At 60.6% G+C, this 24,362-nt stretch carries 21 protein-coding genes; 7 read left to right on the top strand and 14 right to left on the bottom strand.

Going from position 1 to position 24,362, the window contains the following annotated elements; translation table 11 throughout:
• The first annotated feature begins 37 nt into the window (after window positions 1–37).
• Together CPH89_RS16620 and CPH89_RS16615 are read left to right on the top strand one after the other, a co-directional pair.
• Window positions 38–334, top strand: coding sequence for a cupin domain-containing protein (locus tag CPH89_RS16620; protein WP_053254612.1), 297 nt, complete (start codon window positions 38–40; stop codon window positions 332–334).
• Between the two features lie 132 nt (window positions 335–466).
• A complete protein-coding gene (locus tag CPH89_RS16615; protein WP_053254611.1) occupies window positions 467–1,591 on the top strand; it encodes an OpgC family protein in 1,125 nt (374 codons plus the stop codon).
• Window positions 1,592–1,683: 92 nt separating this feature from the next.
• On the opposite strand, the gene CPH89_RS16610 is transcribed toward CPH89_RS16615, so the two are convergent.
• On the bottom strand, window positions 1,684–3,096 hold the full coding sequence (locus CPH89_RS16610) for an amino acid permease (RefSeq protein ID WP_053254610.1): 1,413 nt from the start codon (window positions 3,094–3,096) through the stop codon (window positions 1,684–1,686).
• 423 nt (window positions 3,097–3,519) lie between these two features.
• Here CPH89_RS16610 and CPH89_RS16605 point away from each other — a divergent pair, with 423 nt between their 5' ends.
• Window positions 3,520–6,609 (top strand): transglycosylase domain-containing protein, encoded by a 3,090-nt coding sequence (locus CPH89_RS16605; protein ID WP_053254609.1) that lies wholly within the window; start codon window positions 3,520–3,522, stop codon window positions 6,607–6,609.
• 27 nt (window positions 6,610–6,636) lie between these two features.
• Here CPH89_RS16605 and CPH89_RS16600 read toward each other — a convergent pair whose 3' ends face one another.
• The 11 genes from CPH89_RS16600 to CPH89_RS16550 form a co-directional block, all read right to left on the bottom strand.
• The gene (locus tag CPH89_RS16600; protein ID WP_053254608.1) at window positions 6,637–7,608 is read right to left on the bottom strand and encodes a fimbrial protein; all 972 of its coding nucleotides are present in this window, start codon (window positions 7,606–7,608) and stop codon (window positions 6,637–6,639) included.
• Window positions 7,609–8,580, bottom strand: a complete 972-nt coding sequence (locus CPH89_RS16595) for a fimbrial protein (protein WP_053254607.1) — start codon at window positions 8,578–8,580, stop codon at window positions 7,609–7,611. It lies immediately after the preceding gene.
• Entirely contained in the window at window positions 8,581–9,549 is a 969-nt protein-coding gene (locus tag CPH89_RS16590) for a fimbrial protein (protein ID WP_078827801.1), read from the bottom strand.
• A 127-nt stretch (window positions 9,550–9,676) separates the two neighbouring features.
• Window positions 9,677–10,225, bottom strand: a complete 549-nt coding sequence (locus CPH89_RS16585) for a fimbrial protein (protein WP_053254605.1) — start codon at window positions 10,223–10,225, stop codon at window positions 9,677–9,679.
• Between the two features lie 11 nt (window positions 10,226–10,236).
• Window positions 10,237–10,716 carry a fimbrial protein gene (locus CPH89_RS16580; protein WP_053254604.1) on the bottom strand — a complete coding sequence of 160 codons (480 nt, stop codon included), beginning with the start codon at window positions 10,714–10,716 and terminating at the stop codon, window positions 10,237–10,239.
• Window positions 10,717–10,745: 29 nt separating this feature from the next.
• Window positions 10,746–11,240, bottom strand: coding sequence for a fimbrial protein (locus tag CPH89_RS16575; protein WP_053254603.1), 495 nt, complete (start codon window positions 11,238–11,240; stop codon window positions 10,746–10,748).
• A gap of 10 nt (window positions 11,241–11,250) precedes the next feature.
• Window positions 11,251–11,835, bottom strand: a complete 585-nt coding sequence (locus CPH89_RS16570) for a fimbrial protein (RefSeq protein ID WP_053254602.1) — start codon at window positions 11,833–11,835, stop codon at window positions 11,251–11,253.
• 21 nt (window positions 11,836–11,856) lie between these two features.
• Window positions 11,857–12,618, bottom strand: a complete 762-nt coding sequence (locus tag CPH89_RS16565) for a fimbria/pilus periplasmic chaperone (protein WP_053254601.1) — start codon at window positions 12,616–12,618, stop codon at window positions 11,857–11,859.
• Window positions 12,615–15,230 carry an outer membrane usher protein gene (locus CPH89_RS16560; protein ID WP_155512277.1) on the bottom strand — a complete coding sequence of 872 codons (2,616 nt, stop codon included), beginning with the start codon at window positions 15,228–15,230 and terminating at the stop codon, window positions 12,615–12,617. The genes CPH89_RS16565 and CPH89_RS16560 overlap by 4 nt, the downstream gene beginning before the upstream one ends.
• A 15-nt stretch (window positions 15,231–15,245) precedes the next feature.
• Window positions 15,246–15,806: a fimbrial protein gene (locus CPH89_RS16555; RefSeq protein ID WP_053254599.1), complete on the bottom strand. Its 561-nt coding sequence runs from the start codon at window positions 15,804–15,806 to the stop codon at window positions 15,246–15,248.
• A 52-nt stretch (window positions 15,807–15,858) separates the two neighbouring features.
• Window positions 15,859–16,368 carry a fimbrial protein gene (locus CPH89_RS16550; RefSeq protein ID WP_053254598.1) on the bottom strand — a complete coding sequence of 170 codons (510 nt, stop codon included), beginning with the start codon at window positions 16,366–16,368 and terminating at the stop codon, window positions 15,859–15,861.
• A 467-nt stretch (window positions 16,369–16,835) separates the two neighbouring features.
• On the opposite strand from CPH89_RS16550, the gene CPH89_RS16545 reads away from it, so the two are divergent.
• Window positions 16,836–17,357, top strand: a complete 522-nt coding sequence (locus CPH89_RS16545) for a PadR family transcriptional regulator (protein ID WP_053254597.1) — start codon at window positions 16,836–16,838, stop codon at window positions 17,355–17,357.
• Complete coding sequence (locus CPH89_RS16540) at window positions 17,354–18,121, top strand: siderophore-interacting protein (RefSeq protein WP_053254596.1); 768 nt, start codon at window positions 17,354–17,356, stop codon at window positions 18,119–18,121. Before CPH89_RS16545 ends, CPH89_RS16540 begins: the two co-directional genes overlap by 4 nt.
• 107 nt (window positions 18,122–18,228) lie before the next feature.
• On the opposite strand, the gene CPH89_RS16535 is transcribed toward CPH89_RS16540, so the two are convergent.
• On the bottom strand, window positions 18,229–18,855 hold the full coding sequence (locus CPH89_RS16535; protein ID WP_053254595.1) for a Pr6Pr family membrane protein: 627 nt from the start codon (window positions 18,853–18,855) through the stop codon (window positions 18,229–18,231).
• A 4-nt stretch (window positions 18,856–18,859) separates the two neighbouring features.
• Window positions 18,860–19,093 carry a VF530 family protein gene (locus CPH89_RS16530; protein WP_043048686.1) on the bottom strand — a complete coding sequence of 78 codons (234 nt, stop codon included), beginning with the start codon at window positions 19,091–19,093 and terminating at the stop codon, window positions 18,860–18,862.
• A 214-nt stretch (window positions 19,094–19,307) separates the two neighbouring features.
• Between CPH89_RS16530 and CPH89_RS16525 the strand changes: the two genes are divergently transcribed.
• Complete coding sequence (locus tag CPH89_RS16525; protein ID WP_053254594.1) at window positions 19,308–21,326, top strand: TonB-dependent receptor; 2,019 nt, start codon at window positions 19,308–19,310, stop codon at window positions 21,324–21,326.
• A gap of 439 nt (window positions 21,327–21,765) precedes the next feature.
• On the top strand, window positions 21,766–24,183 hold the full coding sequence (locus CPH89_RS16520; RefSeq protein ID WP_053254593.1) for a glucose/quinate/shikimate family membrane-bound PQQ-dependent dehydrogenase: 2,418 nt from the start codon (window positions 21,766–21,768) through the stop codon (window positions 24,181–24,183).
• Window positions 24,184–24,362: the final 179 nt, after the last annotated feature.

Genomic DNA, 24,362 nt, shown 5'->3' with positions numbered 1-24,362 from the left:
GACCACCGACGGCATCGTTGAAACAAGGAGATTCATCATGCCGTTATTGGACTTCGCCGCCATCGCCGCGCAACTGCCTGACAGCTGGAAATCCACGCGCCTCGGCCAGGTCGGCGCGGCGCGGATCAAAGTGCTGCGCATGGATGAACAGGCCTACGAAGAAGAAACCCACACTTACAACGAAGGGCTGCTGGTGGTCAGCGGCCAGTTGCGCCTGAGCATCGGCCATCACGAAATATGCGTGGGTGCCGGCCAGATGTACCTCGTGGAAGCCGGCACCGCGCATGCCGTACTTGCCGGTAGCCACGGCACCTTGGTGGTCATTGATGTCTAGAGACATTCAGTAATACCCAGCCTTTGCAATTGCTTACAAATACCGCCAACCTGCGCCCGCCCGACGTGCGGCGTGCGATAACCTGCTCGCACGCCGGTCATTACTAAACTATTTGTTCAAGAGCCCGCTGCCATGCTGAACGGACGCGACCCGCGCATCGATTTTTTTCGGGGCCTGGCGTTGATCTTCATATTCTGGGATCACGTCCCCCACAATCCTCTCGGCCAGATTACCCTGCGCAATATCGGCTTCAGCGACGCAGCTGAAGTGTTCGTGTTTCTGGCCGGCTACGCCTCGGTGCTGGCCTACGGCAAGGTCCTGCAGCGCGAAGGTTACTGGATGGCCAGCCTGAAGATCCTGCGGCGCACGTGGGTGTTGTACGTGGTGCACATCTTCCTGCTCGCGATGTTGATGGGCATTGTGTTCTTCGCCAACAACCATGTAGAAACCCGCGACCTGGTCGAGGAGATGGGCCTGACCCACTTCGTGACGCACCCGCAGCAAGCGTTGGTGGATGAATTGCTGCTGCGCTTCAAGCCGAACCTGATGGACCCGTTGCCGCTGTATATCGTGTTGCTCGCCGGCCTGCCGCTGGTGCTGCCCTCGCTGCTGCGTCACACCTGGGCGGTGGTCGCGGTGTCGCTGGCGGTCTACCTGCTGGCGCCGCATCTGGGCTGGAACCTGGCAGCGATTGCCGACGGTGTGTGGTACTTCAACCCCGTGACCTGGCAGTTGCTGTTCGTGCTGGGCGGCGCGGCGGCCATTTACGCGCAACGCCCACGGCCACAGGACAACCGGCCGCTGCTGCGTCAGCCATTGTTTGTGGCGGCGGCGGCCTATGTGCTGGTCGCCGGCGTCATCACGATCGGCTGGCGCTGGCCCGACATACACGATGCGCTGATGCCGTCAGCCTTGAGCGACCTGCTGTATCCGATCAGCAAGACCGACCTGTCACCCGTGCGTCTGCTGCACTTCCTGGCCCTGGCCTACGTCACCGCCAAACTGTTGCCGGGGCGCGCCTGGACGCAAAACTGGCTGGCACAGCAGACCTGCCGGATGGGACGTTACTCGCTGGAAGTATTCTGCCTGGGCGTACTGTTGGCACCGTTGGCGGACATGATCAACGCCCTGGCTGGCGATGCCTTTGCCGTGCAGATTTTCACCGCGCTGATGGGGGCTGCACTGATGGCCGCGCTGGGGGCCTGGCTGGCGTTCAACAAACGCCTGAGCCAAGCGCCCCACGGGGCTACCGCCTGAAAAACAAAAAGCCCCGATCAAGGGGCTTTTTGTTAAGTAGCTTTCTGTTAAGTGGCTTTCTGTTAAGTGGCTATTGATTGAGTGCTCAGCGGTCAGGCTTGAGCGCGCACCCCGGCATTGCTCGGCTGCAACTTGAACACGTAGAACAGCACCGTCAGCAGCACCAGGAATACCGGGCCCACGTACAGCGCAACCCGCGTGTCCGGGAAATACGCCATCAGCCCCACCACCAGCACCAGGAATGCCAGCGCCAGGTACGAACTGACCGGGTACAGCCACATGCGATATTTCAGCGCTTTCTGTTCGGCCGGGCTCAGGCTCTTACGGAATTTGAGCTGGGCCAGCAGGATCATCAGCCAGGTCCAGATCGCGCCGAAGGTAGCGATGGAGGTCACCCACACAAAGACTTTTTCCGGAACCATGTAGTTGAGCAGCACGCCCAGCAACAGCACGAAGATCGACAGCAGCAGCGCCTTGCGCGGCACGCCGTTGCTTGAGGTGGTGGCGAAGGTGGCCGGGGCCTGGCCGTTCTGCGCCAGGCTGTAGAGCATGCGCCCGGTGCTGAAAATGCCGCCGTTGCACGACGACAGCGCGGCGGTAATCACCACGAAGTTGATGATGCCGGCGGCGGTCTTGATGCCCAGGCGCTCGAAGGTCATCACGAACGGGCTGCCCTGGGTGCCGATTTCGTTCCATGGGTAGATCGACAGAATCACGAACAGCGCGCCCACATAGAACAGCAGGATGCGCCAGAACACCGAGCCGATGGCACTGGGGATGGTCTTCTGCGGGTTCTTCGCTTCACCGGCGGTGAGGCCGATCATTTCCACGCCCAGGTACGCGAACATCACCATCTGCAGCGACATCAACACGCCTTGCACGCCGTTGGGCATAAAGCCGCCGTGGGCCCACAGGTTGGAGATACCCAGCGCCACCCCGTCGTTGCCGAAGCCGAACGCGATGATGCCGACGCCACCGATGACCATGGCAATGATCGTGACGATCTTGATCAGCGCGAACCAGAATTCGAACTCACCGAAGGCCTTGACCGCAATCAGGTTGATGGTGCCCATGCTGATCAGCGCCGCCAGGGCCCAGATCCAGCGCGGGGTGTCGGGGAACCACACGCCCATGTAGACGGCGACGGCGGTAATTTCCGCGACGCAGGTGACCAACCACAGGAACCAGTAATTCCAGCCGGTGAGGAAGCCCGCCAACGGGCCGAGGTAATCCTGGGCATAGCGGCTGAACGAACCGGCGACGGGGTTGTGCACCGCCATTTCGCCGAGCGCACGCATGATCACCAGAATGGCCAGGCCGCCGATGATGTAGGACAGCATGATCGCCGGGCCGGCCATTTCAATGGCCTTGGCCGAACCCAGGAACAGGCCGACACCGATACAGGCACCAAGGGCCATCAGGCGAATATGCCGTTCACCGAGTTCGCGTTTGAGCGGGCCGCCTTGAGCGGTCTCGCCATGGGGCAGTGGGTTGCCGACTGGCATAAGGGTACAACCTCATTTTGTTATTGGTTTGTCCGTCGAGTTTCCAGGGGCTGGCCGGTAAGCCTGCGCCCTGGTCGAAACCGGGCCGCCTCATGGACGGGCCCTTCTTGCCAGGCAAGATCAGCGGGGCATGCAGTATAAAAAGCTCGGACCAGGGTCTTTCACTATAAAAACCATCTAATTTAGGGGATGCGCCGGTCAACAGGGCATTTTACAGGAGCATATGACCTGCAACGGGCGACAAAACGTCGCGGCGCGCCTCCCTGGAAAATGCCTTTGTGCGGCGAGCGGGCCCGCCCTGCACATCAACGCAGCTGACCACAACACGCGCGCGTGCCACCCACACACAAATCCCTCACACCCCGCCCCCAGCGACTAAGCTTCAGGCAAGTCCGATCAATCTGCGTTAAGGATCAATCGACTATGGGCGCACTGTGGCAAACCGAATCGAGCAAGGCTGCGAAACTACACGGCAGTTCGGACCCAGCGCCTTTACCCAAAAATAAACCCAGGCCGCGCTATGTACGGCGCCTGTTCGGGTTGATCGGGTTGATGGCGCTGATTGCCCTGGGGTTTGCCGCCGCCAAAGAGATGCGCACCTCGCGCCTGCAGGCCCAGCAACTCAGCCGCCTGGCCCACGACCTCACCTATCAACTGCAGCCCGGCCCCAGCACGGCCATGGTTTATCCGGGCGCGGGCCCATTCGACCGGCGCCTGGGTTACAGCGACCTCAACACCTTCCTGCCGCGCCTGCTCAAGCGCGGGTATGTGATCCAGTCCCAGGTGCAGTTTTCCCCCGCGCTGATGAATTACGCCGAGCACGGCCTGTTCGTGCCTTACCCGGAAAAAATCCAGGCCGGCCTGACCCTCACCGACTGCCGCGCCTTGCCCCTGTACCAGTTCGAGTACCCACAGCAGTTGTACTCAAGTTTTGCCGCGATCCCGCCGTTGGTGGTCAACAGCCTGTTGTTCATCGAGAACCGCGACCTGCTCGACCCGGCACAGCCGCAGGCCAACCCGGCGGTGGACTGGCCGCGCTTTGCCAAGGCGGCCTGGTCACAAGCCGCGCGGGTACTGCACCTGCCCGGCCAGAGTGCCGGCGGCAGTACGTTGGCGACCCAGCTGGAAAAATACCGGCACTCGCCCGACGGCCTGACCTTGTCCGGCAGCGAGAAGCTGCGCCAGATGTTTTCCGCCGGCGTGCGGGCTTATCAGGCCGGGCCGGACACGTTGGTCGCGCGCCAGAACATCGTGCGCGACTACCTCAACAGCGTGCCGCTGTCCGCCGTGCCCGGGCATGGTGAAGTGCATGGCCTGGCTGAGGGGTTGCGCGTGTGGTACGGCGCCGACTTCAAGCAAGTCAATCAGGCCCTGAGCGGCAGCGAAACGGATGCGCCCCACCTGGCGCAACGTGGCCTGGCCCTGCGTCAGGTGTTGTCGCTGATGATCGCCCAGCGCCGCCCTTCGCATTACCTGGCCAATGGTCGCGCGGAGCTTGCCCAACTCACCGACAGCCATTTGCGCTTGTTGGGGCAGAGCGCGGTGATCGACTCGGCACTGCTCAACGCGGCCCTCGCCTCGCACGTCACGTATCGTGACTGGCAGCAACAGCCGACGCTCCAACCCATCGATACCAACAAAGGCATCAGCGTGGCCCGCAGCCGCGTCGCCGCCCTGCTTAACCGGCCGCTGTACGACCTCGACCGCCTGGACCTTTCGGCCACCAGCACCTTGCAAGCCGAGTTGCAAACTCAAGCCACCGACTACCTCAAGCAGCTGGCCGACCCTGTCTTCGCGGGCAGCATGGGCCTGCTCGGCGAGCGCCTGCTCACGCCCGCCAGCACGCCGCAAGTGCGCTACAGCTTCACCCTGTTCGAATTGACGCCGGATGGCTCGCGGGTGCGCGTGCAAACCGACAATACCGACCAGCCCTTCGACATCAATGAAGGCAGCAAACTGGAACTGGGCTCCACCGCCAAATTGCGCGTGCTCACCACTTACCTGCAGATCATCAGCGAACTGCATGATCGCTACGGCACGCTAACGCCGGCCGCACTGAAAAAAGTCGACATCGCCGACCAGGACCGCATCAGCCGTTGGGCCGTCGACTACCTGATTCAGACGCCGGATAAATCCCTTGCCCACCTGCTCGATGCCGCCCTCGACCGCACGTATTCGGCCAGCCCCAACGAAGGTTTTTTTACCGGCGGCGGCCTGCATCACTTCCACAACTTTCGCAATGAAGACAACGGCCGCAGCCCGTCGCTGCGTGACGCGCTGCGCGAGTCGATCAACCTGCCGTTCATTCGCCTGATGCGTGACCTTGAGCGTTACGTCACCTATGCCGGCCCCAATAACAGCGCGCAGTTGCTCAAGGATGACGACGACCCACGTCGCCAGGAGTACCTGGCCAAATTTGCTGACCGCGAAGGCACCACCTTCCTGCTCAAGTTCTGGAAGAAGTACCAGAAAAAAGACACCCAGGCGCGCCTGGAAACCTTTCTCGACGGCCTGCACCCAACGGCTATCCGCCTGGCCGCCGTCCACCGCTACCTGTTTCCCGAAGCCAACCAGGACACCTTCAACCGCTTTGTGCGCTCACACCTGGTGAGCGCCAAAACCAGCGAAAAACTCACCGACGAGCGTTTGCAGCGCCTCTACAAAGACTACGGCCCCGGCACCTATGATTTGCCCGACCAGGGCTACATCGCCAAGGTGCACCCGCTGGACCTGTGGTTACTTGGCTACCTGCTCAACCACGCCGACGCGTCCTTGGCCGAGGTGGTCAAGGCCAGCCAGTTCGAGCGCCAGGAGGTGTACAGCTGGCTGTTCAAGAGCCGCCATCAACGTGCGCGCGACAGCCGCATCCGCACCATGCTGGAGATCGAAGCCTTTCTGGATATTCATCAGCGTTGGCAGGCGGTGGGCTACCCCTTCGACCATCTGGTGCCCTCGCTCGCCACCGCGATTGGCAGCTCTGGCGATCGCCCCGCCGCGCTCGCTGAACTGATGGGCATCATCCTTAACGACGGGGTGCGCGGCAAAGTGCTGCGCATCGACAGCCTGCATTTTGCCGACGACACCCCCTATGAAACCCGCGTGGTCAACAACCCTGAGCCAGGCAAACGGGTGATGCCGTCCGAGGTTGCCACCGCGTTGCGCGGGGCGTTGTCGCAAGTCGTGGATGCAGGCACGGCCAAGCGTGTGTCGGGCAGTTTCAAATTGGCCGACGGCACGCCGCTGGCCATGGGCGGCAAAACCGGCACCGGCGACAACCGCATCGAAGCAATCGGCGCCGGTGGGCGGGTGATCAGTTCCAAAGCGATCAACCGCACCGCGACCTTTGTGTTCTATATCGGTGATCGGCACTTCGGCACGCTGACGGCGTTTGTACCAGGCAGCTCAGCGCAAAACTTCAAATTCACCTCCGCGCTGCCCGTGCAGGTACTCAAGGGCATGGCGCCGATTTTGCTGCCGTACCTGCAGCCGGGCAGCCAGACCCTGTGTCGATAGGCCGCTTTCGCGCACAGGCTGTCGGTGTCATGGCACGCCCATCACCAGCACGCCAGTGCCGGTGACGGCACCTGGGGTTGGCAGCGATCCCGCTCGCCGCACCAGCGTAAACGTCACATCGTCGCCGCCCGTGCTGTTGGTGATGTTGGTTCGGAACGCGCCACCGACTTGAACCGCTGCGCCGTTGCGCAGCATTGCGGTGCCCACGTCCGGGTTAGTCATCACGAGCAGGCGCGGGTCGAACGACGACGGGGTGCCTTTGTAGGTGATGGTGATCGGGGTGGTAATCCCACCGTCCGGGCAGGAGTACGTGAGCCTGCGGTCGCTGCGGACGGTGGTGGTCAACGGATCGGTGCCGATTGCCCTTTGGTTCACCGTACCGAAGTTGATCTCGATCGGGTTGTTATTGTTGATCGTGCACGTTGACGGGGTGAGGCCGAAGTTATTCGCGGCGGAGTACGTCAGTATGAGCCGCGTATTCGTCAGGTTGTAATTATTGGTCTGGCGCAGATTTAACGTACCCAATACGTCCCCTACTCGAATGTCGATCGGGTTGCTCGGATCGTTGCGTAACAAAATATAGGGGGTTGCTTCGATGGGGTATCCGACACCGTTGTTGGGCATGCTCGCTAGCCGGATACCAAACGGAACCGGGGTGTTATAGAAGCTCCCGTTAATGCGTAAGCCGGTGCCTTGATTGTTGAATTTTGGGCCGGGTACCCAAGGGTTTCCGGCTTGCACCGCGGTTCCCCAATAGTCGGTATATTGAGGAGCGCCTGGCTGACCGAGAGAGAATCGACATTGCAGCGACGCCCCCTCCAGGAGCAGCCGGGTTCTGTCCGAACCCACGCGGACCGTAACGGGCACATGCAGATTTATCGTTTGGCCGTGACCGACGGATTGCCACCCTCCGCCATTCACACGGCAATCAGCGGCGTGCGCGTTCGTCGTCATACCTATCAGGCCAAGAAGCACCACGGCTACATAGCATCGTTTCATTTATGGCACTCCCATCACGAGCACACCGCTGCCAGTGACGGCCCCCGTGGTCGGCAGCGACCCCGCTCGCCGCACCAGAGTAAACGTCACATCGTCGCCGCCCGTGCTGTTGGTGATGTTGGTTCGGAACGCGCCACCGACTTGAACCGCTGCGCCGTTGCGCAGCATTGCGGTGCCCACGTCCGGGTTGGTCATCACCAAAAGGCGCGTGTCGAACGCCGACGGGCTGCCTTTGTAGGTGATGGTGATCGGCGTAGTAATCCCGCCGTCCGGGCACGAGTACGCGAGCCTGCGGTCGCTGCGGATGGTGGTGGTCAACGGATCGGTGCCGATTGCCCTTTGGTGCACGGTGCCGAAGTTGATCTCGAGCGGGTTGTTATTGTTGATCGTGCACGTTGACGGGGTGAGGCCGAAGTTATTCGCGGCGGAGTACGTCAGTATTAGCCGCGTATTCGTCAGGTTGTAATTATTGGTTTGGTGGAGATTTAACGTACCCAATACGTCCCCTATTCGAATGTCGATCGGGTTGCTCGGATCGTTGCGTAACAAAATATAGGGGGTTGCTTCGATGGGGTATCCGACACCGTTGTTGGGCATGCTCGCCAGCCGGATACCAAACGGAACCGGGGTGTTATAGAAGCTCCCGTTAATGCGTAAGCCGGTGCCTTGATTGTTGAATTTTGGGCCGGGTACCCAAGGGTTTCCGGCTTGCACCGCGGTTCCCCAATAGTCGGTATATTGAGGAGCGCCTGGCTGACCGAGAGAGAATCGACATTGCAGCGACGCCCCCTCCAGGAGCAGCCGGGTTCTGTCCGAACCCACGCGGACCGTAACGGGCACATGCAGATTTATCGTTTGGCCGTGACCGACGGATTGCCACCCTCCGCCATTCACACGGCAATCAGCGGCGTGCGCGTTCGTCGTCATACCTATCAGGCCAAGAAGCACCACGGCTACATAGCATCGTTTCATTTATGGCACTCCCATCACGAGCACACCGCTGCCAGTGACGGCCCCCGTGGTCGGCAGCGACCCCGCTCGCCGAACCAGAGCAAACGTCACATCGTCGCCGCCGGTGCTGTTGTTAATATTGGTGCGGAACGAGCCACCGACTTGAACCGCCGCGCCCCCACGCACCAGCGCTGTGCCCACGTCCGGGTTGGTCATCACCAAAAGGCGTGTGTCGAACGCCGACGGGCTGCCTTTGTAGGTGATGGTGATCGGCGTAGTAATCCCGCCGTCCGGGCATGAGTACGCGAGCCTGCGATCGCTGCGGATGGTGGTGGTCAACGGATCGGTGCCGATCGCCCTTTGGTGCACGGTGCCGAAGTTGATCTCGAGCGGGTTGTTATTGTTGATGGTGCAGGTGGACGGGGACACAGTGAAATTGTTGTTGGCGATGTAAGTGACCAAGAGCTGTGTGGAGCCCGTCCCGCCATTATTCGTCTGGGTCATACGCAATAGCCCGAGATTGTCCCCAATTCGAACGTCGATCGGATTCCCTGGGCTGTTACGCATCAAAATATAAGGGGTTACATCAATCGGATACCCTATTGCGTTATCGGGCATGGTGGCTACCCGGATCCCAGTGGGAACCGGGGTGTTCATGTTCGTCCCATTGACTCGCAAGCCCGTGCCTTCCGAGACGAACTTGGGGCCCGGTGTCCAAGGCGTGCCCGCTAAATTGCCCGTTGCCCAGTAGTCCTCACTCACCGATGGAGTCCAAGGGCCTGGCGTGTAGCGACATTCAAGCCTCGCCCCTTCGAGGAAAACCCGGTTTTGGCTGGTATCCAATCGGACATTGACGGGAACTTGCAGGTTTAAATTTCCGCCCCCGACCGTTGTCCACCCTGCACCATTCACACGGCAATCAACTGCCCTTACGGCCGGTGTAATACCCATAAAAACGAGAAGCACAATGGCTGTATATAGTCGTTTCATTTTGATCTCTCGTTACTCTTCTGCGCAGGCGCCGCCCCCGGGACGTTCCCGTACATAAGGTGGCTGCGCAGAAGAGAGTTGAGGTTTGAAGGAGGCGTTTTTTCAGCCTCCGAATAACCGCTCATCTTCACGGGTAGTCGAGCGTAAACGTCGAGGTCACGGTGTACGCTCCAGGCCCGATGGTCTGGTCCCGGATGGCTTGAGGCTCGCCCTTCACGTAGGCCTTGAGCTCAATCACATTGTTGCCATCCACCAAGCGCTGCTCGTCACTCACGGCGTTGATGGGCAACGGCTTGTCGCTCAGGGTCTCGATGCCAACGCCGATGCCCGTGGCGCCACTGCCACCGTCCAGTGCGAACAACCCGGGCAGCGCCGCGCTTTCCGTGCCGCCAAACGAGATGGTCACCGTGTTGCCAATCGTGGTGTCACAGTCTTCCAGGTGCAGTTCGAACCTGCGCCCCTGTGAGCGCGTGTTGATGTAGAGGTGCTTGCTGGTCACGTCCCAGAGTTCCATTTTGATCGCCTCGTCCCCCGGACGAATCGTGCAGGCTTCTTCCACCAGGTTGCCCTTGAAACTCAGGTTGTCAGCGGCATACGCCTCGGGGAGCAGGCCGAACACCAGCAGTACGGCCAGCCCTGCACCGGGCCAGGCCCTGTGAACCATTTGATCTCGCATAGACTCGACTCCTACTCGTATTCGGCCAACAGCGTGGCCACCGCCGTAAACCGCGCGGGCGTCAGCACGGCACCCAGCCGTTGGACGGGCACGGCTTCCAAGACGGGCGGTGACGACAGGTTGATATCCAGTGGCGTGTTAAGCGCAAACGGCAGGTTGTTCTGGAACAGCCGGATGCCCAGCTCCGGCACGCTGGTCTGCACCGCCGAGCCGTCAAACGCCGTGGCGGTGCCGTTGACACTCAGCTTCAATTCCCACGGCAGCGTGTCGGCGCCACAGGTGATGGTGTAGCCGACGCCCTTGCGGTACTTCACGCCATCGACGCGCTTGACCCCGACGTCGCCAAAGTCGACCTCAATGGTGTTGCCCGCATCAATCGTGCAGGGCGGCGGCTCGTTCAGCGTGCCGCTGAACGTGAGGTTGGCCGACGCACCGCTGCACAGGCCGATGGAACACAAGGCGAGCAATGCTCGCTGCTGCCAAAAGGTCATGGGGCGTTTCTCTTTATGGGTAAACGTCTTCATTGGTAATCGACCACAAGGGTGGCGGCCGCATCGAAGACGCCTCCTGTCAGGCGGCTGCCCGCACGTTTGACTGGCACCGCCTGCACGACCGGGAAGTTCGGGTGGGTAAAATTCACCGCCGTATTCAGCGGCCAGTCGGCCCCATTGATGAACAGCTTGACCCCAAGGTCCGCCTTGCGGGTCAAGAGCACGTCAGGATCAAACGCCGCCGCTGTGCCCTTGAGTTCCAGTTTCATCGCGTTGCTGAACGGCGAATCACAGACGACGGTGTAAGGCACCTCTCGACGGTAATTCACCCCATCCACCCGCGACGTCAGCAGGTCATTGCCGAACGGCACATCCAGTGTGCTGCCGCCGTTGATCACACACGGTGGCGGCGCGATGATCGTCGCGCGGATGGTCAGGTTGGTATCGGCCTGCACCACCTGGCCGGCGGCCCACAGCAGGCCGCCACCGATAAGCATGGCCCACGGGCCGGTTGGCTTAGCCATAGTTCTGCCCTCACTCATAGTTGAGCCTGAAATCCACCACGGCCTTGAATGCCCCGCTGCTCAACGGCGCAGACGTACGCGTGGGCTGGACATTCCAGGTCTGGGTGTCTTTGCCCAACGTCAAAAATAACGGTTGGCCCCTTGAGCCCAGCTGTACATCGCGCCCCAGGTCGTCGGTCAAGCGCAGGCCCATGCCGGTGATGCCTTGTACTTTGACCAGGCGTGGATCGTCAGCATCGGCAGGCGCCATGAACGCGACCGACAGCACGGGCTGAAAAGCACTCCAGGTCAGGTTGCCCGTGCGTTCGTTGCGAATGCTGCCGGCGGTGCGGTTGCAATCGCTGAAACGCAGCTGAAACGCCACGGACGTCGCCTGGTCACCCGGCCGTTGCAACTGGCTGGTGGTGACGGCGCCCAACTCAACGGTTTGATGCAGTGATGTCATCTCCAGGCTGCAAGGGGTTTCATGCAGGGTCCCGAGTACGTTGAGCATGCCGTTCATGCCCTCCACATCCTCGCCGTCCTCGGCGGCGTATGCGCTTCCCATAAAGGCCAGTAGCAGGCCGCCCAAGACCTTCACGTTGTGCGAATTCATGGTTTTCTCCGGCAGCCAGCATTACTGGGTAGACGCTGACGCTTGCACATTCACCTGGCACGTTGAGCCTGTGCAGGTGAAGGGCATCAGCGGGCGTCCGCCGTAATCATTCACGTAGGCCAGGTAAGGCGTGTTGCCAAGTTCCCGGGCGGTTGGCCCCAGGGCCAGCGTGCCTTTGGGCGGTACCATCACCGGTACAAACCCGGCCACGGTTTTGCCGTCCTTGCTGCTGCGCGCATCCACCAGGGTCACGTAGTAAGGCGTCGGGTTGTTGACCTGGTAACGGTCGCCGTCGCGGGTCAGCGTCAGCTTTTCCTGCCAGGGGGTGGACAGGTCTTGCTGGCTTGGCGTAATCGCCTGCGGGCGGTAGAACAATTTGATTCGGGTTTGCAGGGCAATCTGCAGGGTGTTGGACTTGTCACTGCGCGGCGGAATCTCCCGCAGGTTGAAGTAGTAGACCGTCTCTCGATCCTGCGGCAACGACTTGGCTGCCGGCAGCGCCTGGACTTTGACCTGGCTTTGCTTGCCCGGCTCCAGGCGTTGCACCGGCGGCAGTACGATCAGGGGCGAATTGATTTTTTTACCGTCTTCATCTTCGATCCAACCCTGGGCCAGGTACGGCAACTGGGTGTTGTTATTGGTGATGTTGACGCTGGTTGCATCCTTGCCACCATCAAAAATCACTCGGGTGCGGTCCAGGCCGACAGCGGCGTTGACACTCTGGCTCAAGCCGAGCGCCAGCAACGCGAAGGTCGGTAAGGTAAGGCGTGTCGTGAGCATCATGAGGATGGGTTCTCCATAGGGGTGCGCTGGCCGGTCAGTGCTTCAGGCTCGGGCAGGGCTTGATCAGTGGCGGCTACCATTTGGCAGCGCAGTTTCAGGGCATGGGTCAGGCTATCTGGCGGCAACACCGTGGGCAGCGTGAAGATGCACCGCGCATCGCCGCCCCAACTGACACTCATCTGCCCGCCCGGCTGAATGCCGCTCAGGTAGACGCTGCCGCCGTCATTCACAATGCCGGTGTCTTGTTGTTTGAGGTTCTGCACCGTCGCGCCAAACGGCGGTGACGTGCCATCGGGCAGCCGCAGTTCAGCCATGGCTTTCTCGCCGGCAACCACGTCCAGCGCGCGATAACCGATGGCGCCTTCGGTGAGCGTCAGCTGCGTCATCGATTGCGTGGCTTCGACATTGCTCGGCAATTTCTCCAGATCAACGCTGGCTGCCGTGCGCTGGTAGCTGCTGATATCGGAGATCACCGCTTTGCCGAAGGCGTTGCTGCGCGTAGGGGTGCCATAACCGCGTACCGGCACATCGGCCACACCTGCGGTGTCGACCATCAGGCGGGTGCCGCCGGTGCTGCTGGTTCGATGCAGTGCGCCACCGTAAGGCGTGAGCGTGCCACCGCCGCGAACCGTCGCACCGAGGGTCCGGCCATTCCCCTGTTGCGTACTGACGCTGACGTCGATGTCGGCCTGGTCACCGATATGGCTGAGGTAACCACTGGCGGATTTGTCACTTGCACTGAGCTGGTAGCTATTACGCTCATCAAAGCGATCGGCGTAGCGCGTTGAAAAGGTGTTTTCGCCTGCGGCCCTGTTAGCATCCATCGACAAGGTGCCGGTGCGCCCCAACGGTAAACTCACCGTCAGCGCCAAGCCGTTATCTTTGTAGCTGTATTCCTGAGTGCGGTAGGCATTCAGTGACAAGCTCATGTTCTTGACGCTGCCCACATTGAAGTAGCGGGACACTGTCAGGTTCCAACGCTGGGTGTCCGGCCGGTCCCAATACGTCTGTTTGTTGTAGCTTGCGTAGACGGTGGTGCCCATATCACGAAACTGTTTGTTCACCGTCACCGTGTACAGGGCTTTATTGCCGCCGATCGGCCGCCAGTCCTCGCTGTACTCACCGTTCTCGTTGAAGCGCCCACGCCCGCCGAGTTCGCCGCTCAAACCGTAATGCCGGGCATCCAGGTACTCAGCCATACTCAAGTAGTTCTTGTCGGAAAACCGGTAACCGGCAAAGGTCACCTGGCTGTCGTACTGTTCAAAGTTCTTGGAGTATTGAAGGCGATAGGATTTACCCGACAGTGACTCGTTCCACACATTGGCATGGGATTGGGTAACGTCCAGCGAGACAGCCCCGAACGCCAACAGGTCACGCCCCGCACCGACCGTGAGCGCGCGGTAGTTGTTGTCGGTCATGCCGCCGCCAAACAGCGACCAGCCGTTGCTGATGCCCCAGGAGAACTCGCCGGTGCCGAACGCGTTGCCTTCGGCGCCGTACTGCAGATTGGTCGGGCGCCCTGTCGCGACCTTGTAGCGAACCTGCCCGGGGCGCGTCAGGTAGGGAACGCCTGCCGTGTCCATCTGGAAGGTGTGCACCGAACCGTCTTGCTCTTCAACGCGCACGTCGATCTTGCCGGTCACGGCGTCGTTGAGGTCCTGGATGCGAAACGGGCCTGCCGCCACCAGGGTTTCATGCAGTACACGCCCCTGCTGGCTGATAACGACTTTTGCATTAGTCTTGGCCACCCCGACCACTTCCGGGGCATAACCACGCAAGTTGGGCGGCAGTTGGCTTTCATCCGAATTGAGCGCCACGCCGGTAAAGCGAAAGCTATCAAACAGGTCGGAGTACAGGTAGTTTTCGCCCACCAGCAAGCGCGCTCTCAGCGCTGGAATGGCGCGATATGCGTAGTAGCGGCTCCACTCTATCTGGCGATCACCCGCCGGCCCTTCACGGCCTTTTTCCACACGCCCCTGCCAATCCGCACGCAGGCGCCAGGCCCCGGCATTGGCCCCGACGGTGCCATTGCCACTGAGGTTATTGCGGGTGCGCTCGTTCTTTTGGTAATTCGATTGCGCCGTCAGGTTGTAGTCCAGCAACAACCCCGGCACGCCTTCATCCCAACGCGAGGGCGGGTCCCAATTGATCGCGTTGTACTCAAGGTAGGCTTGGGGCAGGTTGATGTTCAGGGTGGACGTCGCCAGGTCACCACTGACTTCCATGCCCGGCAAACTTTGAATGTCCAGGCACTGCCCGCCCTTCCACCATTTAAGTGTGGCGGCACCGGACTCTTTCAGGCCCAACTGTTCCACCAGTTCCGCTGACAAACAGGCTTGACTGCCTTTCGGGTCGTCATCAGGGTGATAGAACGCTATTGAATGTTCAGCCATAGACTGGCTATTGATCTGTACCACCATCGAGTAAGTGCCGGGCAGGATAAAACCGCTGCGCGCAAACCGAGACAAATCAATATTAGAGCGATCGACAAGATCAAGAACATCGGTATTAAACTCGATATCAGCGGCGCCCATTGCTGTGCCTGCCAGTGACATCAACCCGCCAACGATACTCGGACGAAGTGTATTTTTGACCTTCAACGTATTTAACATTAAAGCAACCCGTGTTCAAAAGTATTCCAACTTGAACCGCACTGCGGCACCGTGGGCACCCGTCACCAATGGCAGTCCATTACCGACCAGGCGAAGCGTGTAATGAAGTGTCATGTCGCCATTGGCCAGAGGCATTAACGCCATCGGTACACCGGGAACGCTCTCCTGACCGGCCGCATCCTGAATGTGCAGGGCCACCCCCTGCGAACCGCCAAAGACCGCAAAGGACATCCCGCCTCGGTCGCGAGGCCCGTCAAACGTGACGCGCAGGTGTTCCCAATCAGGCAGGTTTACACCGGGGCGATTCGGGTCGGGGCGAGTCAGGGAGCAATTGACCAGGCGTAACTGGAACGGCTGCACAGCGCCGACGGCGTTGCGCAAAAGCCGGCCTATCGGTTCAGGAGGCATTTCGATGGTTTGATTGACGCTGGCCAGCTCCAACCCACAGGCGGAGTCAACGATCTCTCCACCCAGCGTGACGACCCCTTCGCCCTGCGACGCCGTGCGTGCAGCCACATCAGGGCTGAGGAGCATCATCAATGAAGAGGCAATAGCGACAGTTATGAGTGTCTTCACCTATTTATCTCCGGTCAGCGTCCCCCGCCACCCTTGGGTGGCGGGGGGAAACTTACTGATAAGCCAAGGTGAAGTTGGTGACCGCGCTGAAATCGCCAGGGATGATGTCGGCGGTAGCGGCGCCTTGCACATAGGCACCAAACTCCAGCGTGTTGTTGCCCGTGGTAATCGCTTGCGGCGTGGTAGGTGTGCCCAGCTCAATGACTTTGCCGCCATGGGTCATCATGATGCCGATGCCGCCAGCCCCACCGACGGTGCCGATCGCACCCGGCACAGCGTCGGATGGCGACGCGGTGAAGGAGGTGGTCACGGTTTTGTCGGTGAGGCCGGTCAGGTCGCAGCCTTCCAGCTCAATCTTCACACTGCGGGCTTCAGACTTGCCGCCAGCTTGCAGTTGATGCTTGGCGATCGCGCCAAGGCGGACGGTCTGGTCTACGGATTCAGGCTTGATAGAGCACGCACCCGAGTGGACCGACCCCAAGAAGGTAATGGTGCCATCCGACGCGTTAGCCACAGACATCGAACCCATCAACAGACCGACAGACAACAGCGCAGTTTTCATCTTAGTTTTCATTTGCAAACATCCAAATAAGAGTAATGACTCATCAAATAAATCCTGCCGCAGTCCTGCGTAGGAATTGCACAGCTTTCCAATAACTTGTATTGCAAATCAGTGTTCGCTCAAAGCCAGGCCAGTGTGCATTTCAAGTTTGAAAGAGTAAGCCGTCTGTTTCCCTGAATCGCGTAGCCTTGCAATACCAAGACACATCAGAAAATTATGGCCATTTGCCAAAACTTTAAAAACAGCTGTAAGACGCGGACTACGTCAGGACTAATGAGAATGCTTTACAACTTAACAAGTCTGTAAGAAGTGGATTACATCAACTAACATAAGCGCGCTGTGACGCGGGCATGGCAACTAACAGGTTTCACAATGAGGGCGCGACGAACAACCGTCTGTCGGGCGGCTTTGCGCAGGCCGTAAGATATATCTTAAGTTATATCTAGAAACACACAGAGGTTCCTGCCATGCGAGACCATTCCCACCAGCGTGACGGCTTTGACCCACGCGCCAGCCGCGGTCGCGGCCCCCGGGTGTTTGCACCCGGCGATTTGAAACTGCTGCTGCCAGCGTTGATCGCCGAGCAGCCCTGCCACGGCTACGACCTGATCCGCCAAATCGAAAGCCTGTTCGACGGCGCCTATACCCCAAGCCCCGGCGTGATTTACCCGACCCTGACCTTTCTGGAAGAAAGCGATCTGATCCAGGGCGACGCCGATGGCGGAAAAAAACGCTACACAATTACCGACGCCGGTCGTCTCTTCCTTAGCGAACAAGCCGTTGCGCTGGACGGTGTGCGCATGCGCATCGACGTCAGCAAACGCGCGTTACGCGGCCACGACCGCCCACCGGAAATTCACGAGGCGGTACACAACCTGCGTCACGCCTTGCATTCGCACCACGGGCGCTGGAGCCCGGAAGAAATCGTGCGTGTCGCGGCGCTGCTCAACCGCACCGCTCAAGCCATTGCCGACGGGAAAGACCAATGAATACGCAAGCTATCCACCGCGTCACCCACGAAATCAAACGTCGTCGCCTGCACGTGCTGCGGGTAGTCGATATCACCCCACGCATGCGCCGCATCACCTTGGGCGGGCCGGAACTGGCGGGCTTTGTCAGCCTGGGCAGCGACGACCACATCAAACTGCTGTTCCCGCAGAACGCCGCCGAACAGGCCGCGCTGGAAAGCCCGACCTTCACTATCAAGGGCGACGGCCCGCAACCGGCCATGCGCGACTACACACCGCGTCGCTTCGACCTGAGCATCGGCGAGTTGGATATCGACTTCGTGCTGCACGGCGACGGCCCTGCCTCCACGTGGGCCGAGCAGGCGCAGGTCGGCCAACACCTGTACATCGGCGGGCCACGCGGTTCGATGATCGTGCCGGATATCTTCGACAGCTACCTGCTGATCGGCGATGAAACCGCCCTGCCCGCCATCGCGCGCCGCCTGGAGGAGTTACCGGCGGGCCGTAAAGTGCTGGCGGTGATTGAAATCGCCGATGCGGCGGAACAGCAAACACTGAACAGTGCTGCCGATGTGGAGGTGATATGGGTGGTGCGCGGCCAGGATGACCTGCTCGACACCGTGCGCTCACTGACGCTGCCGAGCGGCTCGCTTTACAGCTTCGTGGCGACCGAAACCAAGCTGTCGCGCCTGGTGCGGCGAGTGCTGCTGGACACGCACAAGGTCAATGAAGAGTATCTCAAAGCTGTGGGTTACTGGCGCGCCGAAGGCAGCACAGAAGACTGAGCCGGACACAACTCAATTGTGGGAGCGGGCTGGCTGGCGAAAACGGTGGCTCAGTGTCAGATGCATTGACTGACCGTCCGCTTTCGCGAGCAAGCCCGCTCCCACCTTTATTCTCGGGGTGGCTTTAAGCATTTATCCAGCCCCACCACGGCCACCGCAATCAGCACAAACCCCGCCAGGAGCCCCCCGGCATTCACAAACACCTGTGGATAACCGAGGGTGGCCACATCAATGAACGGGTACTGATATTGCCCGAGCAAATGCCCGCGCAGGAGCACATAAGCGAAGTACACCAGCGGGTAGATCACCCAGGCGCCGATGTGTTTGAAACGCAAGCGACCCTTCGGTACACAGCGCCACCAGTAGATTAAAAACAGCACCGGCATCACGTCGTGCAGCAATTCGTCGGCGATAAATTGAAAGCCCGTCGGGCTCCATAAATGCCGCAACAGCAGGTTGTAGGCCAGGCTGACCACGACGATGCTCGCGGCAACCCCACTGGTAACCGCCGGCGTCAGGAACCACCGTTTGGCTGTGGAATCGCGACTGACCAGCGCATAGCTCAACACCACCACGACCAAGGTGTTGGTGAGCACGGTGAAGAAACTGAAAAAGTTGATCAGCCCGCCCAACAGGCTGGCGTCGGTCGACCAGCGCGAATAGAAAATCAGGTATTGCTGAATCGCCAGCCCCACCCAGCCGGCCAGTGCCGCGACCGCGACAAAGCGTTTCATCGGCTCAGTCCAGCGGGCGTTTGGTACGCATCAGCTTGACGTACAAGCTTTCGACTTTCTCCCGCGCCCACGGGGTTTTGCGCAGGAACGTCAGGCTCGACTTGATGCTCGGGTCGCTCTTGAAGCAGCGGATATCGATGCGTTCGGCCAGACCACTCCATTCGTAATGTTCCACCAGGGTGGTGAGGACGTGCTGCAGGGTCACACCGTGGAGCGGGTCGTTGCTTGTCGCGGTCATGCCGGGCCTTTTGCAAAAAGAGGAAACACAGCCGCGCACCTTAGCCGACGGGGCGTACGGGTGGAAGCACCGCATTGAATATAGCCCCTGAAGAAAAGTTCCCCTTTTCAGCAAAAAAAGAGATGTTATATTGTAACGATACTTATCAAAAGTAACGCTTCCGATACCGTTTTAAGCCTTCTCTTTTTTGTGCCGTTTTGCCAAGGAATGTCCGATGTCCCTCTCCTCTCTGTGGCGCTTGACCCCGCTTGCCGCCGCCCTGCTGATCTGCTCTGAAGCCCACGCCCTTGAGCTGCAACCCCAAGTGATTACCGGCAACCCGCTGGGCAGTGAACAACTCGCCTCGCCCACCACCGTGCTGGAAGGCGATGACCTCACGCTGCAACAAAAAGGCAGCCTCGGCGAGACCCTGAACAAGCAGCCAGGTGTGTCGTCTTCGTACTTTGGCCCAGGCGCCAGCCGCCCGATCATTCGAGGCCAGGATGGCGACCGCATTCGCATTCTGCGCAACGGCGTGGGCGCACTGGACGCGTCGTCACTGTCCTATGACCATGCGGTGCCGTTGGACCCGGTCAACGTCGAGCGCATTGAAATCGTGCGAGGCCCGGCCGCGCTGTTGTATGGCGGCAGCGCGATTGGCGGCGTGGTCAACACGTTCGATAACCGCATCCCCACCGAAGCCATCGAAGGCATCCACGGTGCAGGTGAATTGCGCTATGGCGGCGCCGACACCACCCGCAGCAGCGCCGGCAAACTGGAAGCCGGCAACGGCACCTTCGCGCTGCATCTGGACGCCAATGCGCGGCAATTCAACGACCTCAAAATCCCCGGTCAGGCCCGCAGCCGCCATGCCCCGCAAACCGAAGACGGGCCTGGCAAGAATGGCCGCCTGGGCAACAGCGACGGGCGCCAGGACGGCGGCGCGCTGGGCGGTTCCTACACCTGGGACGACGGTTATGCCGGGCTGTCCTACAGCAACTACGACGCCAACTACGGCTCACCCGCCGAACAGGACGTGCGCATCCGCATGAAGCAGGATCACTACGCCTTTGCGTCCGAGATCCGCAACCTGCAAGGCCCGTTTACCTCGGTAAAACTCGACGCGGGCTACACCGATTACGAGCACCGCGAAATCGAAGGCGGCGAAACCGGCACGATCTTCAAGAACAAGGGTTATGAGGCGCGCGTTGAAGCCCGCCACCAACCGCTGGGCCCGTTCGATGGCGTGGTGGGCGCACAAGTGACCCGTAACGAGTTCTCGGCACTGGGCGAAGAAGCCTTCGTGCCACAGACCGACACCAACGCCGGCGCGCTGTTCATCCTCGAAGAAATGCAGGCCACCGAGCGCCTGAAGCTCAGCCTCGGCGGGCGCCTGGAACACACCAACATCGACCCGAACGCCAAGGGCAATGCGCGCTTTGCCGGCGCCGACCACGCCAATGACTTCACCGCCGGCAGCCTGTCGTCCGGCGCGGTCTACACCCTTACGCCGATCTGGTCCCTGGCCGCAACCCTGGGCTACACCGAACGCGCGCCGACCTTTTACGAGCTGTATGCCAACGGCGCCCACGTCGCGACCGGCACTTACGAGCTGGGCGACGCCAAGCTGAAGAAAGAAAAAGCCGTGTCCAGCGACCTGGCGTTGCGCTTTGACAACGGCACCCACAAGGGCAGCTTTGGCGTGTTTTACAGCCGCTTCTCCAATTACATCGGCTTGCTGGGCACAGGTCGTACGCTTAACGATGAAGGTGAAGAAGACGCGGCGGGCATTCCTGAGTACACATACTCCGGCGTACGCGCACGTTTCGCCGGCTTCGAGGCCCAGGATCACTGGAAACTCGGCGAAGGCGCCTACGGCAAATTCGCCCTGGAACTGTCGGGGGACTACACCCGCGCCACCAACCTCGACACGGGCGAAGCCTTGCCACGCATTGCGCCCCTGCGCTTGAACAGCGGGTTGCTGTGGGAATTCGACCGCTGGCAGGCGCGCATCAATGTGGAACACGCGGCCGGTCAAGGGCGAGTGCCGGATAACGAGCGTGGCACCGATGGCTACACCACGCTGGGCGCAAGCGCGGGTTATCGCTTCAATGTGGGTGGCAGCCAATGGCTGGCGTTCGTTAATGGCGAAAACCTGACCAACCAGACCGTGCGCTACGCCAGCTCGATTCTGCGCGATATCGCGCCGGCACCGGGCAGAAGCGTGCAGTTCGGGGTGCGTACCACCTTCTAAAAAACACCGAAAATCCCCAGTGGGAGGGGGCTTGCTCCCGATGACAGTGTGTCAGTCGACCTGTTCATGGCTGACCCACTGCTATCGGGAGCAAGCCCCCTCCCACATTTGTTTTGCAGCGACACTTAGTCACTGTTACCAAAACTGAAATGATGCATCTTGCGATTTGCGCTTTCTCTTGGCGCATCAGCGCTTTATCCTTGTCGGCAACAAACTGAAACGTTTCACGCCCGCGGTCGATCCCATCTTGCCGAATTTACCCTTCATCGAAGACAGCGCTGTCTTACACCGACCTGCGCCTGGGAATAAATCGCCCGCTTGTGGATAACCCTCTTATCCCCAGAAAAACTCGAATTAACGCTGAACCTAGCCCGCGCCAAATCGTCATCTACAGTGAAGCACGGGGTTACATAATTCCAACGTCACGGAGAAACACACTATGAGCACTGATGGTGCTTCAAGCCCAAGCCGCCTGCTGCCCAGGTTGCTAGGCGTCTTGCTGCTGATCATGGGGCTGGCCTTGCTGGCCGGCGGCGTCAAGCTGAGCATGCTCGGCGGGTCGCTGTACTACCTGCTGGCCGGTATCGGCATCGCCCTCACCGGCGTTTTGCTGCTGGCTACCCGCCGCGCTGCGCTGGGCCTGTACGCACTGGTGCTGTTCGCCAGTACCGTGTGGGCACTGTGGGAAGTCGGCCTGGATTGGTGGCAGCTGGTGCCACGTCTGGCCCTGCTGTTCGCGCTGGGCATCGTCTTGTTGCTGCCGTGGTTTCGCCGTCCGTTGCTGCGTGGTCAAGCCGCACCACTGGGCACGGGTGCGCTGAGCGTAGCCGTGGTGCTGGCCGGTGCTGCCGCCCTGGCCAGCCAATTCACCAACCCGGGTGAAATGGTCAAGACCGGCCAACTGGACCGTGACGCGGTGCCTGGCATTGCCAGCGCCGCACCGACCCAGGCCGATGGCGACTGGAACTCCTATGGCCGTTCGGCGTTCGGTGATCGTTACTCGCCCCTGGCGCAGATCACCCCGGAAAACGCCCACAAGCTGGTGCCGGCGTGGACCTTCCGTACCGGTGACATCCCTGGCCCAGGCGATCCCGGTGAAACCACCGCAGAAAACACCCCGCTGAAAGTCAACGGCATGCTCTATGTGTGCACGCCGCACAGCCAGGTGATTGCCCTGGACCCGGACACCGGCAAGGAAATCTGGCGTTTCGACCCGAAGATCAGCACCGAAGGTGCCGCGAACTTCAAAGGTTGGGCGCACATGACCTGCCGTGGCGTGTCGTATCACGATGACGCGGTATACGCTTCCGAGCAGAGCCCGACCGGCAGTGCCAGCGCTGCGCCGGTGAGTGCCGTCTGCCCGAAACGTATTTTCGTACCGACCGCCGATACCCGTCTGATCGCGCTGAACGCCGACACCGGCAAGATGTGCGAAGACTTCGGTGACAAAGGCCAGGTCGACCTGCGTGCCAATATCGGCAGCTTCGCCCCAGGCGGTTACTACTCCACGTCGCCACCGGCCGTAACCAAGAACCTGGTTGTGATCGGCGGTCACGTGACCGACAACGTCTCCACCGACGAGCCTAGCGGTGTCATCCGCGCGTTCGACGTGCACACCGGCAAGCTGGTGTGGAACTGGGACAGCGGCAACCCGGACGACACCACCCCGTTGGCCGAGGGCAAGACCTACACGCGCAACTCGCCGAACATGTGGTCCATGTTCAGCGTCGATGAAAAACTCGGCATGCTCTACCTGCCGATGGGCAACCAGATGCCTGACCAATACGGCGGCGACCGTACCGAAGATTCGGAAAAATACAGCGCCGGCCTGACGGCCCTGGACATCGACAGCGGCCATGTGAAGTGGACCTTCCAGTTCACTCACCACGACCTGTGGGACATGGACGTGGGCGGCCAGCCTAGCCTGATCGACATCAAGACCGCTGACGGCGTCAAGCAAGCGGTGATGGCGTCGACCAAGCAAGGCAGCATCTATGTGCTGGACCGCAGCAACGGCAAGCCGGTGGTGCCGATCAACGAAATCCCTGTACCGCAAGGCGCAGTGGCCGGCGATCACACCTCCCCGACCCAACCGAAGTCCGACCTGAACTTCATGCCGCCGCCGTTGAAAGAACGCGACATGTGGGGCGTGACGCCGTTCGACCAGATGCTGTGCCGGATCGATTTCAAATCGATGCGCTATGACGGTCCGTTCACTCCGCCATCGCTGCAAGGTTCGATCGTTTACCCGGGTAACTTCGGCGTGTTCGACTGGGGCGGCATTTCGGTTGACCCGGTGCGTCAGATTGCGTTCGTGAACCCGAGCTACATGGCGTTCAAATCGAAACTGATCCCGGCGGCCGACATTGCCAAGCAAGGTCCACGCGTCAGCGAGACCGAAGGCGTACAGCCAAACAAAGGCGCGCCATACGGCGTGATCCTCGAAGCCCTGCTGTCGCCTCTGGGCCTGCCGTGCCAGGCGCCGGCGTGGGGTTATGTGGCAGCGGTCGACCTGACCACCCACAAAACCATCTGGATGCACAAGAACGGCACCGTGCGCGACAGCTCGCCGGTTCCAATCCCACTGACCATGGGCGTGCCTAGCCTGGGTGGTACTTTCACCACCGCCGGTGGCGTGTCCTTCCTCAGCGGCACCCTCGACCAGTACCTGCGTGCTTATGACGTGAAAAACGGCAAGCAACTGTGGGAAGGCCGCCTGCCTGCAGGCGCGCAAACCACACCGATGACTTACACCGGCAAGGACGGCAAGCAGTACGTGCTGGTCATGGCCGGCGGTCACGGCTCGCTGGGCACCAAGCAGGGTGACTACGTGATGGCGTTCAAACTGCCGGATTAAGCATTACCGGTGGTAAAAACAAGGCGGCTACCTGATGGGTAGCCGCCTTTTTTGTACCTGCCGCGAGCGACCTGTGGGAGGGGGCTTGTTCCCGATGGCGGTGTACCCGTTGTCGATTCTTCCACTGACCCACCGCTTTCGGGAGCAAGCCCCCTCCCACCGGGTTCAGGTGGTGTGCT

The organism is Pseudomonas fluorescens, assembly GCF_900215245.1.
Classification (GTDB): domain Bacteria; phylum Pseudomonadota; class Gammaproteobacteria; order Pseudomonadales; family Pseudomonadaceae; genus Aquipseudomonas; species Aquipseudomonas fluorescens.
Note: the sequence above shows the minus strand (reverse complement) of the source record. Positions and strands in the feature narration are given on the sequence as shown.

What these genes read in the sequence shown, in the direction of transcription:
- CPH89_RS16620 (WP_053254612.1), top strand. Translation starts at nt 38, where the DNA reads ATGCCGTTATTGGACTTCGCCGCCATCGCCGCGCAACTGCCTGACAGC.
- CPH89_RS16615 (WP_053254611.1), top strand. Translation starts at nt 467, where the DNA reads ATGCTGAACGGACGCGACCCGCGCATCGATTTTTTTCGGGGCCTGGCG.
- CPH89_RS16610 (WP_053254610.1), bottom strand. Translation starts at nt 3,096, where the DNA reads ATGCCAGTCGGCAACCCACTGCCCCATGGCGAGACCGCTCAAGGCGGC.
- CPH89_RS16605 (WP_053254609.1), top strand. Translation starts at nt 3,520, where the DNA reads ATGGGCGCACTGTGGCAAACCGAATCGAGCAAGGCTGCGAAACTACAC.
- CPH89_RS16600 (WP_053254608.1), bottom strand. Translation starts at nt 7,608, where the DNA reads ATGAAACGATGCTATGTAGCCGTGGTGCTTCTTGGCCTGATAGGTATG.
- CPH89_RS16595 (WP_053254607.1), bottom strand. Translation starts at nt 8,580, where the DNA reads ATGAAACGATGCTATGTAGCCGTGGTGCTTCTTGGCCTGATAGGTATG.
- CPH89_RS16590 (WP_078827801.1), bottom strand. Translation starts at nt 9,549, where the DNA reads ATGAAACGACTATATACAGCCATTGTGCTTCTCGTTTTTATGGGTATT.
- CPH89_RS16585 (WP_053254605.1), bottom strand. Translation starts at nt 10,225, where the DNA reads ATGCGAGATCAAATGGTTCACAGGGCCTGGCCCGGTGCAGGGCTGGCC.
- CPH89_RS16580 (WP_053254604.1), bottom strand. Translation starts at nt 10,716, where the DNA reads ATGACCTTTTGGCAGCAGCGAGCATTGCTCGCCTTGTGTTCCATCGGC.
- CPH89_RS16575 (WP_053254603.1), bottom strand. Translation starts at nt 11,240, where the DNA reads ATGGCTAAGCCAACCGGCCCGTGGGCCATGCTTATCGGTGGCGGCCTG.
- CPH89_RS16570 (WP_053254602.1), bottom strand. Translation starts at nt 11,835, where the DNA reads ATGAATTCGCACAACGTGAAGGTCTTGGGCGGCCTGCTACTGGCCTTT.
- CPH89_RS16565 (WP_053254601.1), bottom strand. Translation starts at nt 12,618, where the DNA reads ATGATGCTCACGACACGCCTTACCTTACCGACCTTCGCGTTGCTGGCG.
- CPH89_RS16560 (WP_155512277.1), bottom strand. Translation starts at nt 15,230, where the DNA reads ATGTTAAATACGTTGAAGGTCAAAAATACACTTCGTCCGAGTATCGTT.
- CPH89_RS16550 (WP_053254598.1), bottom strand. Translation starts at nt 16,368, where the DNA reads ATGAAAACTGCGCTGTTGTCTGTCGGTCTGTTGATGGGTTCGATGTCT.
- CPH89_RS16545 (WP_053254597.1), top strand. Translation starts at nt 16,836, where the DNA reads ATGCGAGACCATTCCCACCAGCGTGACGGCTTTGACCCACGCGCCAGC.
- CPH89_RS16540 (WP_053254596.1), top strand. Translation starts at nt 17,354, where the DNA reads ATGAATACGCAAGCTATCCACCGCGTCACCCACGAAATCAAACGTCGT.
- CPH89_RS16535 (WP_053254595.1), bottom strand. Translation starts at nt 18,855, where the DNA reads ATGAAACGCTTTGTCGCGGTCGCGGCACTGGCCGGCTGGGTGGGGCTG.
- CPH89_RS16530 (WP_043048686.1), bottom strand. Translation starts at nt 19,093, where the DNA reads ATGACCGCGACAAGCAACGACCCGCTCCACGGTGTGACCCTGCAGCAC.
- CPH89_RS16525 (WP_053254594.1), top strand. Translation starts at nt 19,308, where the DNA reads ATGTCCCTCTCCTCTCTGTGGCGCTTGACCCCGCTTGCCGCCGCCCTG.
- CPH89_RS16520 (WP_053254593.1), top strand. Translation starts at nt 21,766, where the DNA reads ATGAGCACTGATGGTGCTTCAAGCCCAAGCCGCCTGCTGCCCAGGTTG.